Source organism: Brevibacillus sp. FSL K6-0770 (assembly GCF_038000275.1).
GTDB lineage: Bacteria > Bacillota > Bacilli > Brevibacillales > Brevibacillaceae > Brevibacillus > Brevibacillus parabrevis.
On record NZ_JBBOBQ010000001.1, the window covers coordinates 873,006 to 889,024 of the forward strand.

General features: G+C 52.9%; 19 protein-coding genes and 1 riboswitch. Of the genes, 16 read left to right on the forward strand and 3 right to left on the reverse strand.

What is annotated here, in order from left to right; translation table 11 throughout:
• Positions 1-65: 65 nt before the first annotated feature.
• The 5 genes from NST23_RS04405 (at position 66) to NST23_RS04425 (ending at position 3,520) form a co-directional block, all read left to right on the forward strand.
• On the forward strand, positions 66-455 hold the full coding sequence (locus NST23_RS04405; RefSeq protein ID WP_122966264.1) for a CidA/LrgA family protein: 390 nt from the start codon (positions 66-68) through the stop codon (positions 453-455).
• Positions 433-1,131 carry an LrgB family protein gene (locus NST23_RS04410; RefSeq protein ID WP_173597129.1) on the forward strand — a complete coding sequence of 233 codons (699 nt, stop codon included), beginning with the start codon at positions 433-435 and terminating at the stop codon, positions 1,129-1,131. The genes NST23_RS04405 and NST23_RS04410 overlap by 23 nt, the downstream gene beginning before the upstream one ends.
• 101 nt (positions 1,132-1,232) lie before the next feature.
• On the forward strand, positions 1,233-1,673 hold the full coding sequence (locus NST23_RS04415; RefSeq protein ID WP_122966262.1) for a GNAT family acetyltransferase: 441 nt from the start codon (positions 1,233-1,235) through the stop codon (positions 1,671-1,673).
• A gap of 43 nt (positions 1,674-1,716) precedes the next feature.
• Positions 1,717-2,628, forward strand: a complete 912-nt coding sequence (locus NST23_RS04420; protein WP_173597127.1) for a DMT family transporter — start codon at positions 1,717-1,719, stop codon at positions 2,626-2,628.
• Positions 2,629-2,689: 61 nt separating this feature from the next.
• Positions 2,690-3,520 carry a protein-glutamine gamma-glutamyltransferase gene (locus tag NST23_RS04425; protein ID WP_122966260.1) on the forward strand — a complete coding sequence of 277 codons (831 nt, stop codon included), beginning with the start codon at positions 2,690-2,692 and terminating at the stop codon, positions 3,518-3,520.
• 49 nt (positions 3,521-3,569) lie between these two features.
• Here NST23_RS04425 and solA read toward each other — a convergent pair whose 3' ends face one another.
• Positions 3,570-4,706 (reverse strand): N-methyl-L-tryptophan oxidase, encoded by a 1,137-nt coding sequence (solA, locus tag NST23_RS04430; protein WP_122966259.1) that lies wholly within the window; start codon positions 4,704-4,706, stop codon positions 3,570-3,572.
• A gap of 238 nt (positions 4,707-4,944) precedes the next feature.
• On the opposite strand from solA, the gene NST23_RS04435 reads away from it, so the two are divergent.
• From NST23_RS04435 to motB, 5 genes are all read left to right on the forward strand, one after another.
• On the forward strand, positions 4,945-6,672 hold the full coding sequence (locus NST23_RS04435) for a methyl-accepting chemotaxis protein (RefSeq protein WP_274874898.1): 1,728 nt from the start codon (positions 4,945-4,947) through the stop codon (positions 6,670-6,672).
• Between the two features lie 94 nt (positions 6,673-6,766).
• Entirely contained in the window at positions 6,767-7,369 is a 603-nt protein-coding gene (locus tag NST23_RS04440) for a flavin reductase family protein (RefSeq protein ID WP_122966257.1), read from the forward strand.
• A gap of 173 nt (positions 7,370-7,542) precedes the next feature.
• Positions 7,543-8,274, forward strand: a complete 732-nt coding sequence (locus NST23_RS04445; RefSeq protein ID WP_063230543.1) for a ZIP family metal transporter — start codon at positions 7,543-7,545, stop codon at positions 8,272-8,274.
• Between the two features lie 155 nt (positions 8,275-8,429).
• Positions 8,430-9,245 (forward strand): flagellar motor stator protein MotA, encoded by an 816-nt coding sequence (gene motA / locus NST23_RS04450; protein WP_122966256.1) that lies wholly within the window; start codon positions 8,430-8,432, stop codon positions 9,243-9,245.
• Complete coding sequence (gene motB / locus NST23_RS04455) at positions 9,238-10,047, forward strand: flagellar motor protein MotB (protein ID WP_063230540.1); 810 nt, start codon at positions 9,238-9,240, stop codon at positions 10,045-10,047. Before motA ends, motB begins: the two co-directional genes overlap by 8 nt.
• A 28-nt stretch (positions 10,048-10,075) precedes the next feature.
• On the opposite strand, the gene NST23_RS04460 is transcribed toward motB, so the two are convergent.
• A complete protein-coding gene (locus NST23_RS04460; protein WP_122966255.1) occupies positions 10,076-10,498 on the reverse strand; it encodes a winged helix-turn-helix transcriptional regulator in 423 nt (140 codons plus the stop codon).
• 158 nt (positions 10,499-10,656) lie between these two features.
• On the opposite strand from NST23_RS04460, the gene NST23_RS04465 reads away from it, so the two are divergent.
• The 3 genes from NST23_RS04465 to NST23_RS04475 all read left to right on the forward strand — a co-directional run bounded on the left by NST23_RS04465 (position 10,657) and on the right by NST23_RS04475 (position 13,286).
• Positions 10,657-11,211, forward strand: a complete 555-nt coding sequence (locus NST23_RS04465) for a DJ-1/PfpI family protein (RefSeq protein WP_340963212.1) — start codon at positions 10,657-10,659, stop codon at positions 11,209-11,211.
• Positions 11,212-11,395: 184 nt separating this feature from the next.
• Entirely contained in the window at positions 11,396-12,358 is a 963-nt protein-coding gene (locus NST23_RS04470; RefSeq protein WP_122966253.1) for a hypothetical protein, read from the forward strand.
• Positions 12,359-12,476: 118 nt separating this feature from the next.
• Positions 12,477-13,286, forward strand: a complete 810-nt coding sequence (locus NST23_RS04475) for an alpha/beta hydrolase family protein (protein WP_173597125.1) — start codon at positions 12,477-12,479, stop codon at positions 13,284-13,286.
• A 29-nt stretch (positions 13,287-13,315) separates the two neighbouring features.
• Here NST23_RS04475 and NST23_RS04480 read toward each other — a convergent pair whose 3' ends face one another.
• Positions 13,316-13,777 (reverse strand): low molecular weight protein-tyrosine-phosphatase, encoded by a 462-nt coding sequence (locus NST23_RS04480; RefSeq protein ID WP_314303048.1) that lies wholly within the window; start codon positions 13,775-13,777, stop codon positions 13,316-13,318.
• A 151-nt stretch (positions 13,778-13,928) separates the two neighbouring features.
• A riboswitch (guanidine-I (ykkC/yxkD leader) is annotated at positions 13,929-14,032 on the forward strand.
• Positions 14,033-14,135: 103 nt separating this feature from the next.
• On the opposite strand from NST23_RS04480, the gene NST23_RS04485 reads away from it, so the two are divergent.
• From NST23_RS04485 to NST23_RS04495, 3 genes are all read left to right on the forward strand, one after another.
• Positions 14,136-14,489, forward strand: a complete 354-nt coding sequence (locus NST23_RS04485; protein ID WP_340963214.1) for a DMT family transporter — start codon at positions 14,136-14,138, stop codon at positions 14,487-14,489.
• Positions 14,486-14,800, forward strand: a complete 315-nt coding sequence (locus NST23_RS04490; protein ID WP_122966249.1) for a DMT family transporter — start codon at positions 14,486-14,488, stop codon at positions 14,798-14,800. Before NST23_RS04485 ends, NST23_RS04490 begins: the two co-directional genes overlap by 4 nt.
• 119 nt (positions 14,801-14,919) lie before the next feature.
• Positions 14,920-15,897: a cation diffusion facilitator family transporter gene (locus NST23_RS04495; RefSeq protein WP_122966248.1), complete on the forward strand. Its 978-nt coding sequence runs from the start codon at positions 14,920-14,922 to the stop codon at positions 15,895-15,897.
• Positions 15,898-16,019: the final 122 nt, after the last annotated feature.

The following is a 16,019-nucleotide window of genomic DNA, read 5'->3' on the forward strand; positions in this document are numbered from 1 at the left end:
TGTACGAATGGAATCGGGACGCTTTAGAATGAAGGTACCAACATGAAGGAACCGGAGTGGTCTCGATGAAAAAATGGTTCTTGCTCTTTGGGCAAGTTTTGCTGTTGTTTGGATTTACCTGGGTGGGAAAAGGAATCGCTTCGTTTTTGCCTATTCCTGTGCCCGGCAGCTTGATCGGGCTTTTGCTTTTGTTCATTTGTCTGCATAATGGCTGGGTGCGTCTGAAGTGGGTCGAGGCGGGAGCCACCCTTTTGTTTTCGCAAATGATCTTGTTTTTCGTTCCTTCGCTCGTCGGCATGATGCAGTATCCTTGGCTGCTCGGAGGAAAAGGATTGCTCGTGTTGATCGTCGTCGTCAGCGGATGCGCGCTGGTGATGGTTTCGACAGGCGTTGTTGCTGAGCGGTTGTTCAAACGTGGTGAGGTGAAGCAGCTTGATCCTGTTGAAAACGTGTAGCGTCCTGCTGACCATCCTGTTCTTTTACGCAGCGAAGCGGCTGAACAAAAAGCGGCCGAGCTTGCTGTTTTCACCAGCCGTGCTCGCTCCGGCGGCGATGATTGTGTTTCTGCTCGTGGCAGGCGTGCCTTACGTCGAGTACAGCCAGGCGACTTCCTGGATTAGCGAGATGATGGGCGTGGTGACAGTCGCTTTCGCAGTGCCGCTCTACCGGAACTGGGCGATTTTGATGGCTCACAGAAGAATGATCTTGCTGAGCTTGGCGACTGGCTCGCTGATCGCGATTCTCGCGGGCGTGTCTACCGCCATGCTGGTCGGATTGGGCCAATCGGCAGCGATCAGCGTCATTCCCCGCTCGATTACGTTGCCGATTGCGCTCAGTGTATCGGAAGCGATTGGCGGCATGCCGGCGATGACAGCCGTGTTCGGGATGCTGACGAGCTTTGCCGGAGTGTTTCTGGCACCGTGGGTCATTAAAAGAATGAAGCTGCGCCATCCCGTCTCGATTGGCTTGATGTACGGCATGGGAGCGCACATGCTGGGGATGGTCAAAGCGTTCGAACGCGGCGACACGGAAGGCAGCAGCGCTACTTTGGCCGTCATAGCCGGGGCGATGATTACCGTCGTGTGGGCATTTACATTGATGCCTTTGATCATGTCGTGGTTCGCGGTATAACGGCATGGAGAGTGAGGAGCTTCTTGGCAAGCTCCTTTTTCACGCGTATAATTGTATAAATATTAATATAAATTTATAAAAATACAAAAAGGTGACGCGCTATGAAACTACAGTCATTTTCCTTGGAGCAGTATGAAGAGGTCGTCGAGCTTTGGCAGCGGGCAGGGCTGGCGCTGTCCCGCTCGGATTCGCTGGAGGGATTGCGGCACAAGCTGGAGCGCGACCCGGAGCTGTTTCTGGTAGCCATCAACGAGGCAGGACAGCTCGCGGGGGCGGTAATGGGCAGCTACGACGGGCGGCGCGGCTGGGTCAATCACCTGGCAGTCGATCCGGCTTATCAGGGCCAGGCACTGGGCAGCCGCCTTATGCAAGAGCTGGAACGGCGGCTGGCGAACGTAGGCTGTGAGAAAATCAACCTGTTGATCGAGCCGGAAAACAGCGGTGTGCAAGCTTTTTACAGACAGCTGGGCTTTACCGCTGACGAGCTGATTTTCATGGAAAAATGGATCGATGCCCCCAAATCTGACGAGAAAGGTGTATGATAGAGGGCGGGTTTAGACAGCTAGGCAGGAGGCAGCATGAATCATGAGACCTTTATACGTCGGATTGTTACTTTGTACCAGCTTCCTTTGGGGAGGCAATTTTGTCGTCGGTAAATTTTTGGTGGGACATGCGTCATCCTTGACCTTGACCAACTTGCGCTGGCTGATCGCCGTAGCCTGTTTGCTGCCAGTGGTCTGGATTCGCGAAAAGCGGATTCTGCCCTCGCGTCAGTCGCTTATCCCATTGATTTTGATGGGCGTTACGGGTGTAGCTCTGTTCAACTTGTTCATGTTCTGGGCACTGGAGCGGACGGATGCGACCAACGTCGGGCTTTTGTCCACGCTCAATCCGGTTTCGATCGCCATTTTTTCCTTTTTGCTGGTGAAAGAAAAAATTCGTCCGTTGCAAATCGTCGCCATGCTGATTTCTTTCGCAGGGGTGCTCGTCGTCCTGTGCAAAGGCGACTTTGCCCATTTGTCGCAACTGCATTTCAACACAGGCGATTTGTGGATGCTCGCTGCCGTTGCGATGTGGGGGATTTACTCCGTCTGCGGACGCTGGGCGATGAAAACCGTTTCGCCGATGATGTCTACCCTGTATTCGGGGCTATTTGGCGTTATGCTGATGCTGCCCTTTAACGCAACGACATTCACTGTCGAGCGTACGGACTGGACATTTTGGCTGTCGCTGTTTTACGTCGGGGTACTGGCGACAGTCGTCAGCATGGTCATGTGGAATGTCGGGGTGCAAAAAGTCGGGGCGACCTCGGCAGGCATGTTCCTCAACTTTAATCCGGTGTTCACCGCGATCCTCGCTTTTCTGTTGCTGGGCGAGACGATGAGCTTGCTCCAGCTTCTGGGCAGCGTCATTGTCATCGTCGGGTGTTACCTGTTTTCCAAGCTCAAGCATGTCCCGGCCAAAGCGGCAGGAGTGCTGGAGCAGGCAAGAGGCTGACACATGGACATGGGCGACTGCATACACATACGAAGGACAGTGTGTGTAGAGGAGGTTGCCCATGTTAATCATCAGCGGCAGACAGGCCAACCCTGCCGTTTTGGCAGACGAATGGGGATTGAACCGGGTACAGAGAGAAGTCGTGCAGCGGATGGCTGCGAGCGGGGAGGAATTTGTCTACCCGTCGCCGGAATTGCTTCAGTTCGAGCTGAAGATGAGAGATCATTTGGTGCGGTCAGCCATCGCGCTGTACGAGAGCGGAATTGCCTTTTCCACGTTTGAAAATTCACGGGCGAATCCCGTCTACTGGGATCGAACCGAGCTTGGCGGATTCCGGCTGCGGACGGGCGTCCCGCCATCGCAAGGGATTATCAACATTTTTCAGGAAGGGCGAAAATACGCGACAGAGTGCGCGACGGCGATGGTCATCATTTTGTATCACGCCGTGCTCCAGTCGATCCGGCGGGAAGACTTCGAGCGAATGTTTGCAGACATCCTGCTCTATGACTGGCGCTATGACCAGGATTTGGACTTGCGAACGACGAGGACGACCACCTTTTTGCCCGGCGATATTTTGTATTTTGCCAATCCCGATCACAATCCGGATAAGCCGCAGTGGCAGGGAGAAAACGCCGTTGATCTCGGCCGAGGGATGTACTATGGACACGGTGCGGGAATCCGCGACGCGGAATCGATGATCGAGTTTTTGAATGAACAGCGCAGGTATGGCGCTACCAGGTCGGCTTATTTGGTGCCGCAAGCGACGCGCCCGGGCTTTGCCTATTTGTTCCCGTATGACAACAAGCGCCCGCAGGTTCGCTTCGAACAGCAAGCCATGGAGATGAGCAGTCGGATCACAGCTCGCATCGGTTCGCTCTTTTGGGAATGGTGAACGAAAAAGCCTCCGGCCGCTAACATGGCGAGAGGCTTTTTGTTGATCGTCAGGAAGAAAAGCGGCTGAGCGAAAAGATGGACAGATCGAGCGTGGAAGTTCCGTCGAGGAGCAGCTGGCTCGTCGCCTCCCCTACAGCGCTGGCGAATTTGAATCCGTGACCGGAAAAGCCTGCGGCAAAGACGATGCCTGGATGCTCTGGATGACGATCGATGACAAAATGCTCGTCCGGCGTCATCGTGTAGATGCAGACCCTGCCTTGGCGCAGCGCCCCCGCCGCTTGCGGCATGTACGTCTCCAGAAACCCCCGGACATCCCCTTCATCAGACAAAAAGCTGCCGAACGTCCGCTCCAGTGTGTCAGGGTCGATAGCTTGTCCGCCGTCATGGCGGCCAATTTTGACGCCGCTGCCATCGATGCTGGGGAAGCCGTAGTAGATAGAATCACTGAGCTGAAAAACAAAGGCAGGAAAGCGATCGGAGCTGTACAAGCTTTCTTCCGCTCCGAACCAGGCCACGGTTTTGCGCGTGGGCACAAGCGGAACAGACAAGCCGAGCGAGTGCAGCAAGGGTGAGTTCCAGGCTCCGGCGGAAACGAGCAACTTTTTCCCGCGGTAGCTCTGCGAGTCTGTATGCACGATCACGTCTTCTTGATCCGTCTGCAAGCTGGTCACTTTGGTGTGGACAAGCAGTTCGGCGCCGGAAGCTACGGCGAGATCGCGGTAGGCGCGAATGCAATTTTCCGAGTACAAATATCCGGAAGCAGGTTCCAAACAGGCGTAAAAATCGTCAGGCAGGTTGATCCCGGCCCACCGTTCCCGGACTTCCCGGGCAGAGAGCACTTCGAGCGGCAAGGAGTAGCGCTCCGCACTTTCCCGCACTTCCTGTAAAAAAGCGCAGTCTTTCGCGCCAGCACTAAGCACACCTGTCTGGGAAAACAGCTTCATCCCGGAAGCTTCCTCAAGCTCTCTCCAAAGCTCCTGTGCCCGCAAGGCGAAAGGGACATACTGCTTGCCTTCTCCATAAGCGTGGCGAATGATGCGGGTATCTCCATGGTGGCTGCCCATCGTGTGCGGCGGGTCAAAAGCGTCAATCATCAGCGTGCTGACCCCGCGTTTGGCCAAATAGTACCCGGCCGCCATTCCCATTGAGCCAGCTCCGACGATAATCACCTCGTATGTTTGCATAAAGTTCTCCTCCTCTGTGAATCTGACCGACGAGCTTTTGCTTTTCATCCATTATAATATAGAGCTTGTGTTTTCATAGTGGCAATAAAAAGACGATTCAGACAATATTCTTTTCAAAATTTCGCGTTCCGTTTTTGTGTCAGAGCGGGTACAATTTGAACGGACATGTTTACCCCGAAATTCAAACGGGAATAGGGTCATAACGAGATCATACAACGTCAAGAAAAGTGGTGTTTTTATGAGATGGACGATCGGAAAAAAGCTCGGCAGCGCGTTTGCACTAATTCTCATTGTAATCGCATACATGGGAGCGATGAGTACATACAAGACGAGCCAAATGAACAGCAAAGTGGAAGAGATGAAAACGGTCTGGCAGCCGGGCATGGAAGAGATTTTGAAAATCAATTCCACGCTGGAAACGATCTACGGTTTGGATCAGACGATTCTCAACGCGGAGACGATTGCAGAAAAAAACAAATACGCTGGGCAAATTGATGAACACTTCGTATACATCGACGGGCTTTTGACCAGTTACGAAAAAACGATTTACAACGAGGAAGACCGGAAAAATTTCGATGGTTTGAAAGAAACCATGAAGAAGTACGAGATTTTCAACAAGGAATACGTGGAGATCGGAAAGAAGATGGACGTCAAGCGCGGGGCGACGCCGGAGGAGCTGGCCGAGCTGGGCAATGTGCGTAAAAAGGCGAGCGAGCTGTTCGGTGAGCGCAAGAAGTACATCGATGCGATGATCGAGTTCAACAGAATGGGGACGGAGCGCGCGGGAAGAGAAAGCGCCGAACTGTACGAGGCGCTCAAACGGGATAATCTCATTACGCTTGCCATTTCGGTCGCAGGGTGTCTGCTTCTCGCCCTCTGGCTGACGCGAAGCATTCGTGGCCCGATTTTGCGTCTGGTTGCGGAAATGAAGGAGGTAGCAGGAGGAAATCTGCTGGTGAAGCCAATGGTTGTCAAAAGCCGCGACGAAATCCTCGATCTGGCCAATTCCTTCAACGAGATGACCGACAGCCTCAAAGGCGTAATCCGTCAGGTTAGCGTCACATCGGAGCAGGTAGCCGCATCGGCGGAGGAGCTGACGGCAAGCTCTGAGCAAACAAGCCGGGCGACAGAGCAGATTGCAGTGACGGTGCAGGAAGTCGCTGCCGGTACGGATCGCCAGGTGAAAAGCGTGGAGCAGGGAGCGCGGGCGATCGACGATATGTCCCGGGGCATTCGTCATATCGCGGGGAACGCCCAACAGGCATCCAACATGGTTATTCAGGTTGCGACAATGGCGGGAGAAGGAAATCAGTCCATCCAGGCTGCCGTCTTGCAAATGAACGCCATTCACGATTCGATTCGCGAATTGGCAGGTGTAGTCGATGGACTGGGCAGCCATTCGCAAGCCATCGGTCAAATTATCGAAGTGATTACAGGCATCGCGGAGCAAACCAACTTGCTTGCGCTCAATGCTGCTATCGAGGCTGCCAGAGCAGGAGAGCATGGGCGCGGCTTTGCGGTCGTTGCCGATGAAGTGCGGAAGCTGGCAGAGCAGTCGTCCCAATCGGCGCAGCAGATCGCGCAACTGATCAAAACGATCCAGACAGATACAAAGCTGGCAGTAGAATCGATGGAATCAGGAACGAAGGAAGTGCAGCAAGGGATTCTCGTCGTGCACCACGCAGGCGAGACTTTCGGGCAAATCCAGATGTCGATCACGTCTGTAGCGGATCAGATGCAGGATGTGTCCGCAGCAGCGCAGGAAGTATCCGCGCACTCCGAACAAGTCATCAAGGCAATCGAGCTGGTCAGCGAAGTGTCCGAGATTGCGGCAGACGGTACGCAAAACGTCTCGGCGGCTACAGAAGAGCAGCTCGCCGCGATGGAGGAAATTACGTCTTCCGCGACTGCGCTCTCGAACATGGCAGAAGAGTTGCAACATATGATCAGCCGATTCAAAGTATAAGAGACTGGCAAGCATACTTCGAGAACCATCGAAATGTTCTTCTACTAAAATGAATGCATAAAGCGTTTATTTTCGTATGAAGGAGGTTTCGTCGATGACGAGCCATGTTGCGATCCAGCCAAAAATTTTGTACTACGGTACACCTGTTGTTTTGTTAACTACCGAAAACGAGGACGGGACGACGAATATCAGTCCCATCTCCTCCTCGTGGGCGCTCGGCTATCATGTGATTCTCGGGCTTGGATACGGGTCGCAAGGACTGGAAAATTTGCGCCGCACGAAAGAGTGCGTGATCAATTTGCCGGAAGCGTCCATGTGGCGGCAAGTAGAAGCGTTAGCCCCGCTGACGGGCCGCAATCCGGTGCCAGCGTACAAACAGGAGCTGGGCTTTCGCCACGAAGCGGACAAGTTCCAGGCTGCCGACCTGTTCGCTCTGGAATCGGAGCTTGTGCGGCCAAAGCGGGTCGGCAATTGCCCGCTCCAGCTGGAGGCGGTCGTGAAAAACATCCGCATTCCCGACTACGCCGACTTTTTTGCCATCGTGGAAACAGAGGTCAAGCGTGTGCATGCGGACAGACGAATTGTGCTCGGTACGAATCATATCGATCCTGCGGCGTGGAATCCGTTGATCTACAATTTTCGTCATTACTTCGGGCTGGGAGACGAGCTGGGCAAAACGTACCGCTCGGAAACATAAGATTCTTTTTTGAGAAAAACGCCAGTGCTCCTGGCGTTTTTTTGAAGCGACAAAGTGAAATTTTTAACATGTTTCCCCTGATTTTATTATAAGCTAACAAAAGGGATACTCACGCCCCTTCGAAACGTGGACAAGAACAGATGACAAACAAACGACTCGTGGAGGAACCTTGCATGGAGCAGCTTTTAATGGGGAGCTTTCTGTCCGCGATGGCAACGGGAGTCGGGGCTTTGCCGATTCTCTTTTTCCGTACGGTCACACACCGTTGGCGGGATATTCTCCTGGCCTTTACCGCTGGCATCATGGTGGCGGCAGCGACGTTCAGCCTGATTCCCCAGGCGATGTCCAACGCCCCGTTCATTATCGTCTGTCTGGGCGTGCTTACCGGGACGCTTTTTCTGACTGTCCTGGAAAGCGTAATTCCGCATATTGATCTGGAGCATACGAGGGTCAACATTTCGATGGACTCCCAGGCTCTGCTGATTTTGATGGCGATTACTTTGCACAATATACCCGAGGGACTGTCCGTCGGGGTTAGTTATTCCAGCGAGCAGTCGGAGCTTGGCGGCTTGATCGCGTTTGCGATTGGCCTGCAAAACGCGCCCGAAGGCTTTTTGGTGGCGCTGTTTCTCATCAATCAAAAAGTGAGTCGGTTCAAAGCCTTTTTGCTTGCGACGATGACCGGAGCCGTCGAAATCGTTTCCGCGATTTGCGGCCATTATCTCACGGCGGTGGTCAAAGGGCTGGTGCCGTACGGGCTGGCTTTTGCCGCTGGCGCCATGCTGTTTATCGTGTACAAGGAGCTGATTCCGGAAAGCCACGGAGACGGCCATGCCCGTTCCGCGACTTTTTCGTTTATCGTAGGATTGCTGGTCATGATCGGCCTGGTGCAGCACTTCGGTTAAACGGGTCAAAGCCCACATCTACGATCATTTTGTCCTCTCTATTAGTTTCTTGCGAAAAGATGCGGATTTTATGTAACTACCCCTCACAAAAGTGGCGAAAAATACCGAAACCATAATATAGATAAATTTCGATTATGGTAATAGGGAGTGTCACGATGGAAAAGTCTACCTTGATAGGTATAGTCCTAGGTATTGTCGCAGTAGTGGTCGGGATGATCTTGAAGCACGCGAGTCCCTCGGCCCTGCTGAATCCAGCAGCGTTCATGATTATCATCGTAGGTACGATTGCCGCCCTTTTCAATGCATTTCCCATGTCGGAAATCAAAAGGATTCCTGCCCTTTTCAAGGTGATTTTTAGCGAGCAAAAACTCCCTGCCAAAAGGGAACTGATCGGTCAATTCATGAACTGGGCATCTATCGCCCGTCGTGAAGGCTTGCTTGCTCTGGAAAACACGTCTGATGAGATCGAAGACCCGTTCCTGCGCAATGGCATGAAGATGATCATCGACGGTGGCGAGCCGGATTTCGTCCGCGATGTTCTCAACGAGGAAATTCACGCGATTGAAGAACGCCACCAGGCTGGCGCCCTCGTCTTCAGCCAGGCGGGCAGCTACGCTCCGACCCTCGGGGTATTGGGAGCGGTAGTTGGTCTGATTGCGGCACTGGGTAACCTGAGCGATATCGACGCCCTCGGTATATCGATCGCGGCTGCGTTCGTAGCGACTCTGCTCGGTATTTTTACCGGTTACGTGCTGTGGCACCCATTCGCCACCAAGCTGAAAAGAAAATCCAAGCAAGAAATCGAAATCAAGAAAATCATGGTGGAAGGACTTCTGTCCATTCAGGCAGGTGTTTCTCCGGCTGCCATCGAGCAGAAGCTTCTGGTGTACATCCCGTACAACGAGCGCAGCGAGATGAAAGAAGAAATGAAGGAAGAGAAGAGGGAGGAAGGAGCTGCGGTAAATGGCTAAGCGACCAAAGAGACATGCTCAGCACGAAGAGCATATGGACGAGTCTTGGCTGATTCCGTACGCGGACTTGCTCACCCTCCTGCTCGCTTTGTTTATCGTATTGTTTGCCTCCAGCGAAATGGATGCCAAGAAGTTCGACCAGATGGTTCGCTCCTTTAACGTTGCGTTGAACGGCGGCGTGGGCGTTTTGGATCAGCCTAGCCCGATTCCACTCGATCCGAACATGATGCAGCAAACCGTACATAAAGGCGCACAGGAAGCGGAAAAGCAGAAGACGGAAGAAGAGAAAAAGCTGGAAGAAGCAGTCCGCAAAGAAACAGAGGACTTGAAAAAGCTGCAAACGCAGCTGGAAGGCTACATTCAGCAAAACAAACTCCAGGACAAGCTCCAGACGAAGCTGACCGAGGAAGGACTTCTCATCACGATCCTGGACAACGCCTTGTTTGATTCGGGAAGCGCTGTCCTGAAGCCGGAAGCGAGAACGCTTGCTACCGAAATGGCAGCGATGCTCGTTCCTCACCCGAAAAAAGTGACCGTGACCGGACATACGGACAACGTGCCGATTCATCGTGCGGAGTTCCCGTCCAACTGGGATCTATCTGCCAAGCGTTCCGTCAACTTTTTGAAGGTGCTTCTGGAAAACCAAAACCTGAACCCGACGAAATTCAGCGCGACTGGCATGGGCGAATACCATCCGGTAGCTCCGAACACGACGGCGGAAGGCCGGGCAAAAAACAGACGGGTAGAGGTCGCCATTTTGCGAGATTTGGCTTCCCCGCCAAAAAACAGTGTCAATCCGTAAACAAAAAGGATAGCGCCTCAGTCGGGTGCTATCCTTCTTTATTTTGGGGCGATACCGGGCATTCGCAGGCAGGAGTGGTTTGCTCGCCCAATTCCAGTTTCAACTGCTCCATCCGTTTTTCGCCCCACTCGTACATTAGCTCGATGATCGGCAACAGCGTCATTCCCAGCTCGGTCATGGAATACTCCACCCGTGGCGGAACTTCCGGATAAACCTCGCGATGGACGATCCCGTCCTCGATCAGCTCCTTGAGCTGGCTCGTCAGCATTTTATGCGTAATTTTCGGAAACAGGCGTTGCAGCTCGCTGAAGCGATGCGGGCCTTCTACGCCCAAGTGCCATAAAATGACGACCTTCCACTTCCCGCTGAACATGGACAGCGTCAGTTCCTTGGAGCAAGTGAAATCGCCGTTGCGGATTTTTTCCATCGTTTCTTTTCTCAGATCAAGCATGGTTTTTCTCCCTTTGCTACAGCATTGTCCATAAGTATCCTTTTGGTAACTACCGCACAAAAAAGTGCATTCTTATGTTGGCTGGCGCACGCCTGTATAATAAGCCTTGTTGATACGCAACAACCTCATTGCTTATAAATAAAGGAGTGGAAGCCGCCATGGCTAAAAAAGTATTGATTCTGACAGGCGACGCAGTGGAAGCGCTGGAAGCCTACTATCCGTATTATCGCTGCCTGGAGGAAGGCTTGGAAGTGACGATTGCCTCGCCGACTGATAAGAAGGTGCTTCATACCGTTGTGCACGATTTTGAAGACTGGCAAACTTTCACGGAAAAACGCGGCTACCAGATCGAAGCACATGCGTCGTTCGAAGAGATTGATTCGCAGGAGTACGCTGCCCTGATTATTCCCGGCGGACGCGCCCCTGAGCATATCCGGCTGCACAAAGATTTTGCCCGGATCGCCCGTCATTTCTTCCAACATGATAAACCAATTATGATTTTGTGTCATGCGAGTGTGGCACTTACGGTAATTGCAGACGAAATCAAAGGACGCGAGATGACCGCATATTTTGCCTGCCGTCCAGAGGTTGAAGCGGCTGGAGCGAAGTACATCGAGACGCGCTTCCATGTAGATCGCAACTTGATTTCCGGGCACGCCTGGAACGATCTGCCTGCTTTGATGAAAGAGTTTATCAAACAGGTCAACGCGTAACCATACAGCGAAGAGAAAAGCCGATTCCCGTTAGCTGACGGGTCTTGGCTTTTTCATTTTTAGTGAACACAAATATTTTCCAGGCAATTGCGTTACAAAACGGCAGTTGTTGCGTCCTAATAGGTGCAAGTCAATTTTTCGCCTGTACGATACAGGCATGGGATCAACTGGGAGGCGTTCAGAAATGTTGAAAAAAATCATCGTGTTAGGTTCGGCACTGGCAATCGGGGTTACGGCTTATTCCGTCGTGACGATTGTGCAGCAGCCATCCAGCGCCGCAGCAGTGGAAAAACCGGCAGTTGTTCAAAGTTCAGTGAGCGAGCAATTGAAAATGCTGGAGAGCGGGATTATTCCTACTTCTGCATACGATACGGCCCAGACTTGGGCAAAGGCTGTCAAACTGAGAAACGGTGCGCTGCAATACGCGCTCTTGACAGAGCAGGCGCGTTCTGGGCTGAAAGCTCCTCTGGAGAACGCCCATTGGGTGACAGGCGCATCCAGTCCGTGGGTGGAAGGCTTTACGGTCGCAAGCATAACGGATGATTCTGTTGGCAGCGGGCAAAATCAAAAGCTGAAATACCAGATCGATTTTGACCTGGTGACTTCCACAGGCAAATTCGGCACGGATCGGGCGATTCTCGTCGTGAGCCAGCAGGGTGACCAATGGTTTGTCGAGAGTGTTGCACCTGCATCGGACAAATCGGTAGGCATCTGGAATACGCCTGAGTCGTTGAACGATCAAAACATCGAGAAGACTTTCGAAGCGATGAAGGCTTACGACAGCAAGCTCGGCTACCGGATTTTGTTGCCGGAAAAAGTGATGAGCAAGCTGAAAATCGTGGAAGCGACATTGCCGAACGAAGAAGGCAACCCGTCTAGCGTGCAGTTTTACTACAAGGACACAGCAGCCAAAAAAGACGTTCCGTTGGCGACGGTTGTCCGCTTGACGAAGGAGCAGGCGAAGCTGCCTTATTATCAAGAGCATCCTTTCCTGACGAAAATCGGGGAGAACAAAGAGGGCGTTTTCTACTCGCTCTATCCAAGCGAGCATCAGTATGCTGGCAACGAAGAATCCGAGCAAGGACGGGAATGGATGCAGCTGCTTGAAGTGCTGCAAGCAAGAATCGGCAAAGCGCTTCAGCCATAAAAAGAGTCGCCTGTGCCAAAACGCAGGCGACTCTTGACATTTTCGCCAGGACAGGAGATAATATAGTCAATAACAAAGTAAACTACTCGGAATACTATAAATAAAAGAGGTGAGTTCTTTGGAACGGACATTACATATTCCAAGCGAGACAGTTATGTTGACGGGAACGTTGCATGAGCCAGAGCAGCAAAACGGCAGGACGGTTGCGAAATACCCATTGGTTGTCATCTGCCATGGCTTTATCGGCAGTCGAGTCGGCGTCAACCGCTTGTTTGTAAAAGCCGCCAGAGAGCTTGCCGCTCACGGGTTTGGCGTCTTGCGCTTTGATTATGGCGGATGCGGAGAAAGCGACGGGGATTACGGAGCAGGCGGGCTGGACGTTTTGCTCAAGCAGACACGCGATGTGCTCGATTACGCTGCTGCGCTGGAACGGGTAGACCAGGAACGGATTATTTTGCTCGGGCACAGCCTTGGCGGGGCTGTCTCGGCCTTGACGGCAAGTCAGGACAGACGGATTCATTCCATGGTGCTGTGGGCTGCGGTAGCCCAGCCGTTTGAAGACATCGTGCGGATCGTCGGGGAAAAAGAGTATCAGGAAGCACTCTCTTTGGGGAGCACCGACCATAATGGCTACTTGCTTTCCGGACGCTACTTCCAGTCGTTGAACGGTGCTCAGCCATTGCGCCACGTCAAGCAGTTTGAAGGAGATGTGCTGATCTTGCACGGCAATCGCGATGACGTCATTGCAGTCGATGCGATGTTCCATTACGAGCGGGAGCTGCACTTGCGCAGAAGGGGAACGTGCGAAAAAGAAGTGATTGTCGGCGGCGATCATACATTTTCTTCCGCAGACAGCTACAGCAAGCTGATCGGCAGCACGGTAAGCTGGCTGGGCAGGCTGTGGGAGGAAAAGACCGTAGCTGTGTAAAAAAAGAAGGGATGCCCCCAGACGGAGGGCTATCCCTTTTTGCTTTTGATCTCTGCCAAAAGGCCGCGGCAGCCAGCTTCCACCAGATCGTATACGTAGGAGAAACGCCCGGTGTAGTAAGGGTCTTCCACGTTTTGCTCCTGTACGGAGCTGGCGAAGTCCAGCAGGCGGTGCACATTTTTGCCTGACGGAGCCATTTGGGTGAGCGCCGCCAAATTTTCTTCGTCCATGCAGACGACATAGTCGTACTCGGAAAAATCGTGGTGCTTGATTTGCCGGGCGCGCAACGTGTCGTGAGCGATCCCTTTTTCGTCGAGAACCTGTTGGGTGCCTTTGTGCGGACGCTCTCCGGCATGCCAGCCGCCGATCCCGGCAGAGTCGATGCTGATTTCTGTGCTCAGCCCTTCCTGTTCGACAAGATGGCGAAAAACAGCTTCTGCCATCGGGGAGCGGCAAATATTTCCCAGGCACACAAACAATACATTCGTCATCGGCTTATTCTCCTTGCTTGTTTTCGTTTGGGACGAGCTTTTGCTTTACGTAAGTTAGAATAGCACAAGTAGCTGCCCTTGCGAAAATCTTGCAAAAATCGTTTGGCTTTTGCTACAATAGGAGCCAGTTGCCCATGAGTCAAATTGCATATGTTGAGTTTTCTAGGGTTCCGCGAGCCAGACAGTGGCCGGACTGGACCGAGAGAAAACCCACGGCGTTTGCCGTGTACACGGAGGGATAAAAGCCCGGGAGAATATCTGTAACGGTATTCGCCCGTGGCTTTTTTTGCATGTGGGAAAAAGCCCGGGTGAGCCTGCGAGTTGCACTTGGGGAACGATATAAAAAGGAGGGGTTACGATGCAAAAAAACTGGCTGCTGGTCGTGCTTGCCGCCGTGTTTGAGGTGATGTGGGTAGCAGGGCTGAAATACGCGGACCAATTGTGGGAGTGGGCACTGACGGTGATTGCTATTATGATCAGCTTCGCTGTGTTGATCTACTCAGGCAAACGGCTGCCGACGAGCACGGTGTACGCTGTCTTTGTCGGGTTGGGCACGGCGGGCACAGTGATTGTTGAGATGGCTTTTTTCGGGGAGCCGTTCAGTTGGATGAAAGTTGGGCTGATTGCTCTTTTGCTGGCGGGCATCATCGGCTTGAAGGTGGTCACGCATGAACATGGAGGAGATTCGCGCAAGGAGGGGGAAGTTGCATGACATGGGTATCGTTGATTTTTGCCGGGTTGTTTGAAGTGGTAGGCGTCATGGGGATTTCGCAGGTGAACCAGCGGCCGTCGCTGCGTTCATGGGCTGTCCTGCTCGGCGGATTTTCGCTCAGCTTTATTTTGCTGTCGATCGCGATGAACGGGATTCCGATGGGCACCGCCTACGCCGTATGGACGGGAATCGGCACGGTAGGAAGCGCCTTGGTCGGAATGCTGTTTTACGGGGAGCCAAAAGATGCGCTGCGGCTTGTTTTCATTGGGCTGGTCATCGTGTCCGTGGCGGGGCTGAAATTGTTGGCGTAAAGGCTGCCAACGCGGTCGGCGGCGCTGCCTTTTTCCTTTTATTGAAAAAGGAACGACGTGCTTTCACGGGGAATAATAAACGAAGAAACAGGATTTTTCCCGAGGAGGATACGGGCAGGATGAGTTCTTTTTGGACAACGTTAAAAAAGGGAAACACATCTTCAGCGACAGCAGCTTTGGGCAATCTCGGCCTGGCGATTGTCAAAGGCTTTGCCGCAGCCTACAGCGGCAGCGGGGCGATGTTCGCTTCGGCTATGCACTCGATTGCGGACGCGGTCAACCAGGGCTTTGTGTTTTTCGGCAGCGTACTGGCGGAAAAGAAGCCGACGCCGCGCTTTCCGACCGGATTTGGTCGGGTCATCAACCTGTTTTGCATGATCGCAGTCATTGTCGTAACGATCATGGCGTACGAGACGGTCATGGAAGGCATTCATCTGCTCAAAGAGCCTGCGCACGCCAGCCACTTCTGGCTTAATTTTATCATCTTGTTTCTGGCGATTGTCGTAGATGGCTTGGTGTTGGTCAAGGCGATGAAAGAAATCGTGCACGAGACTCGCGTCGAGGCAAAAGGCTGGGGGATTGTGCCTGCTGCGTTTCGCCATGTGGGACGCGCGGCGCCGCCGACACGGCTTGTCTTTTACGAAGATATCGTAGCGACGACGGGAGCGCTCCTGGCTCTGATCGCGGTAGTGGTGACACAGTTTACGACGTTTGCCTTGCTCGACGGTATCGCTACGATCATGATCGGCATTTTGATGGTCGGAGTGGCGTTCAAGGTAGGATACGACAACATGGTCGGCTTGATTGGGGTCGCCGCTCCAAAAGAAGTCGAAGACCGGGTGGCAGCGATTATTTTTGCTGATCCGGATGTGACGGATATCAATCGCCTGCGAATTGTCCAGGAAGGCCGCTTTTACCACGTAGAATGCTATGTCGAGCTGCGAGCGGGTCTGACTCTTGCGGTAGCGGACGACATTAAATACCGCATTCGCGACAGTCTGCTGACCGATCCTGATATTAGTGACGTAACGATGGGCATACTGGAGGACAACGGCGTGCAAGACTGGAAGCAGTCGGATGGCTTGGAAACGACTTGACTCCAGCCGAAACCAAAACAATACAGCCGTGACCGTTTTGTTGACCGCAAACAGAATCATCCAATATCTAGAAAAACATCGAGGCGTTTTTCACACAAAAAAAGCCACTCACCCTAGTTGCT

Excerpts from the sequence above, each read along its gene's own strand:
- NST23_RS04405 (WP_122966264.1), top strand. The coding sequence starts at position 66 with ATGAAAAAATGGTTCTTGCTCTTTGGGCAAGTTTTGCTGTTGTTTGGA.
- NST23_RS04415 (WP_122966262.1), top strand. The coding sequence starts at position 1,233 with ATGAAACTACAGTCATTTTCCTTGGAGCAGTATGAAGAGGTCGTCGAG.
- NST23_RS04420 (WP_173597127.1), top strand. The coding sequence starts at position 1,717 with ATGAGACCTTTATACGTCGGATTGTTACTTTGTACCAGCTTCCTTTGG.
- NST23_RS04425 (WP_122966260.1), top strand. The coding sequence starts at position 2,690 with ATGTTAATCATCAGCGGCAGACAGGCCAACCCTGCCGTTTTGGCAGAC.
- solA (WP_122966259.1), bottom strand. The coding sequence starts at position 4,706 with ATGCAAACATACGAGGTGATTATCGTCGGAGCTGGCTCAATGGGAATG.
- NST23_RS04435 (WP_274874898.1), top strand. The coding sequence starts at position 4,945 with ATGAGATGGACGATCGGAAAAAAGCTCGGCAGCGCGTTTGCACTAATT.
- NST23_RS04440 (WP_122966257.1), top strand. The coding sequence starts at position 6,767 with ATGACGAGCCATGTTGCGATCCAGCCAAAAATTTTGTACTACGGTACA.
- NST23_RS04445 (WP_063230543.1), top strand. The coding sequence starts at position 7,543 with ATGGAGCAGCTTTTAATGGGGAGCTTTCTGTCCGCGATGGCAACGGGA.
- motA (WP_122966256.1), top strand. The coding sequence starts at position 8,430 with ATGGAAAAGTCTACCTTGATAGGTATAGTCCTAGGTATTGTCGCAGTA.
- motB (WP_063230540.1), top strand. The coding sequence starts at position 9,238 with ATGGCTAAGCGACCAAAGAGACATGCTCAGCACGAAGAGCATATGGAC.
- NST23_RS04460 (WP_122966255.1), bottom strand. The coding sequence starts at position 10,498 with ATGCTTGATCTGAGAAAAGAAACGATGGAAAAAATCCGCAACGGCGAT.
- NST23_RS04465 (WP_340963212.1), top strand. The coding sequence starts at position 10,657 with ATGGCTAAAAAAGTATTGATTCTGACAGGCGACGCAGTGGAAGCGCTG.
- NST23_RS04470 (WP_122966253.1), top strand. The coding sequence starts at position 11,396 with ATGTTGAAAAAAATCATCGTGTTAGGTTCGGCACTGGCAATCGGGGTT.
- NST23_RS04480 (WP_314303048.1), bottom strand. The coding sequence starts at position 13,777 with ATGACGAATGTATTGTTTGTGTGCCTGGGAAATATTTGCCGCTCCCCG.
- NST23_RS04485 (WP_340963214.1), top strand. The coding sequence starts at position 14,136 with ATGCAAAAAAACTGGCTGCTGGTCGTGCTTGCCGCCGTGTTTGAGGTG.
- NST23_RS04490 (WP_122966249.1), top strand. The coding sequence starts at position 14,486 with ATGACATGGGTATCGTTGATTTTTGCCGGGTTGTTTGAAGTGGTAGGC.
- NST23_RS04495 (WP_122966248.1), top strand. The coding sequence starts at position 14,920 with ATGAGTTCTTTTTGGACAACGTTAAAAAAGGGAAACACATCTTCAGCG.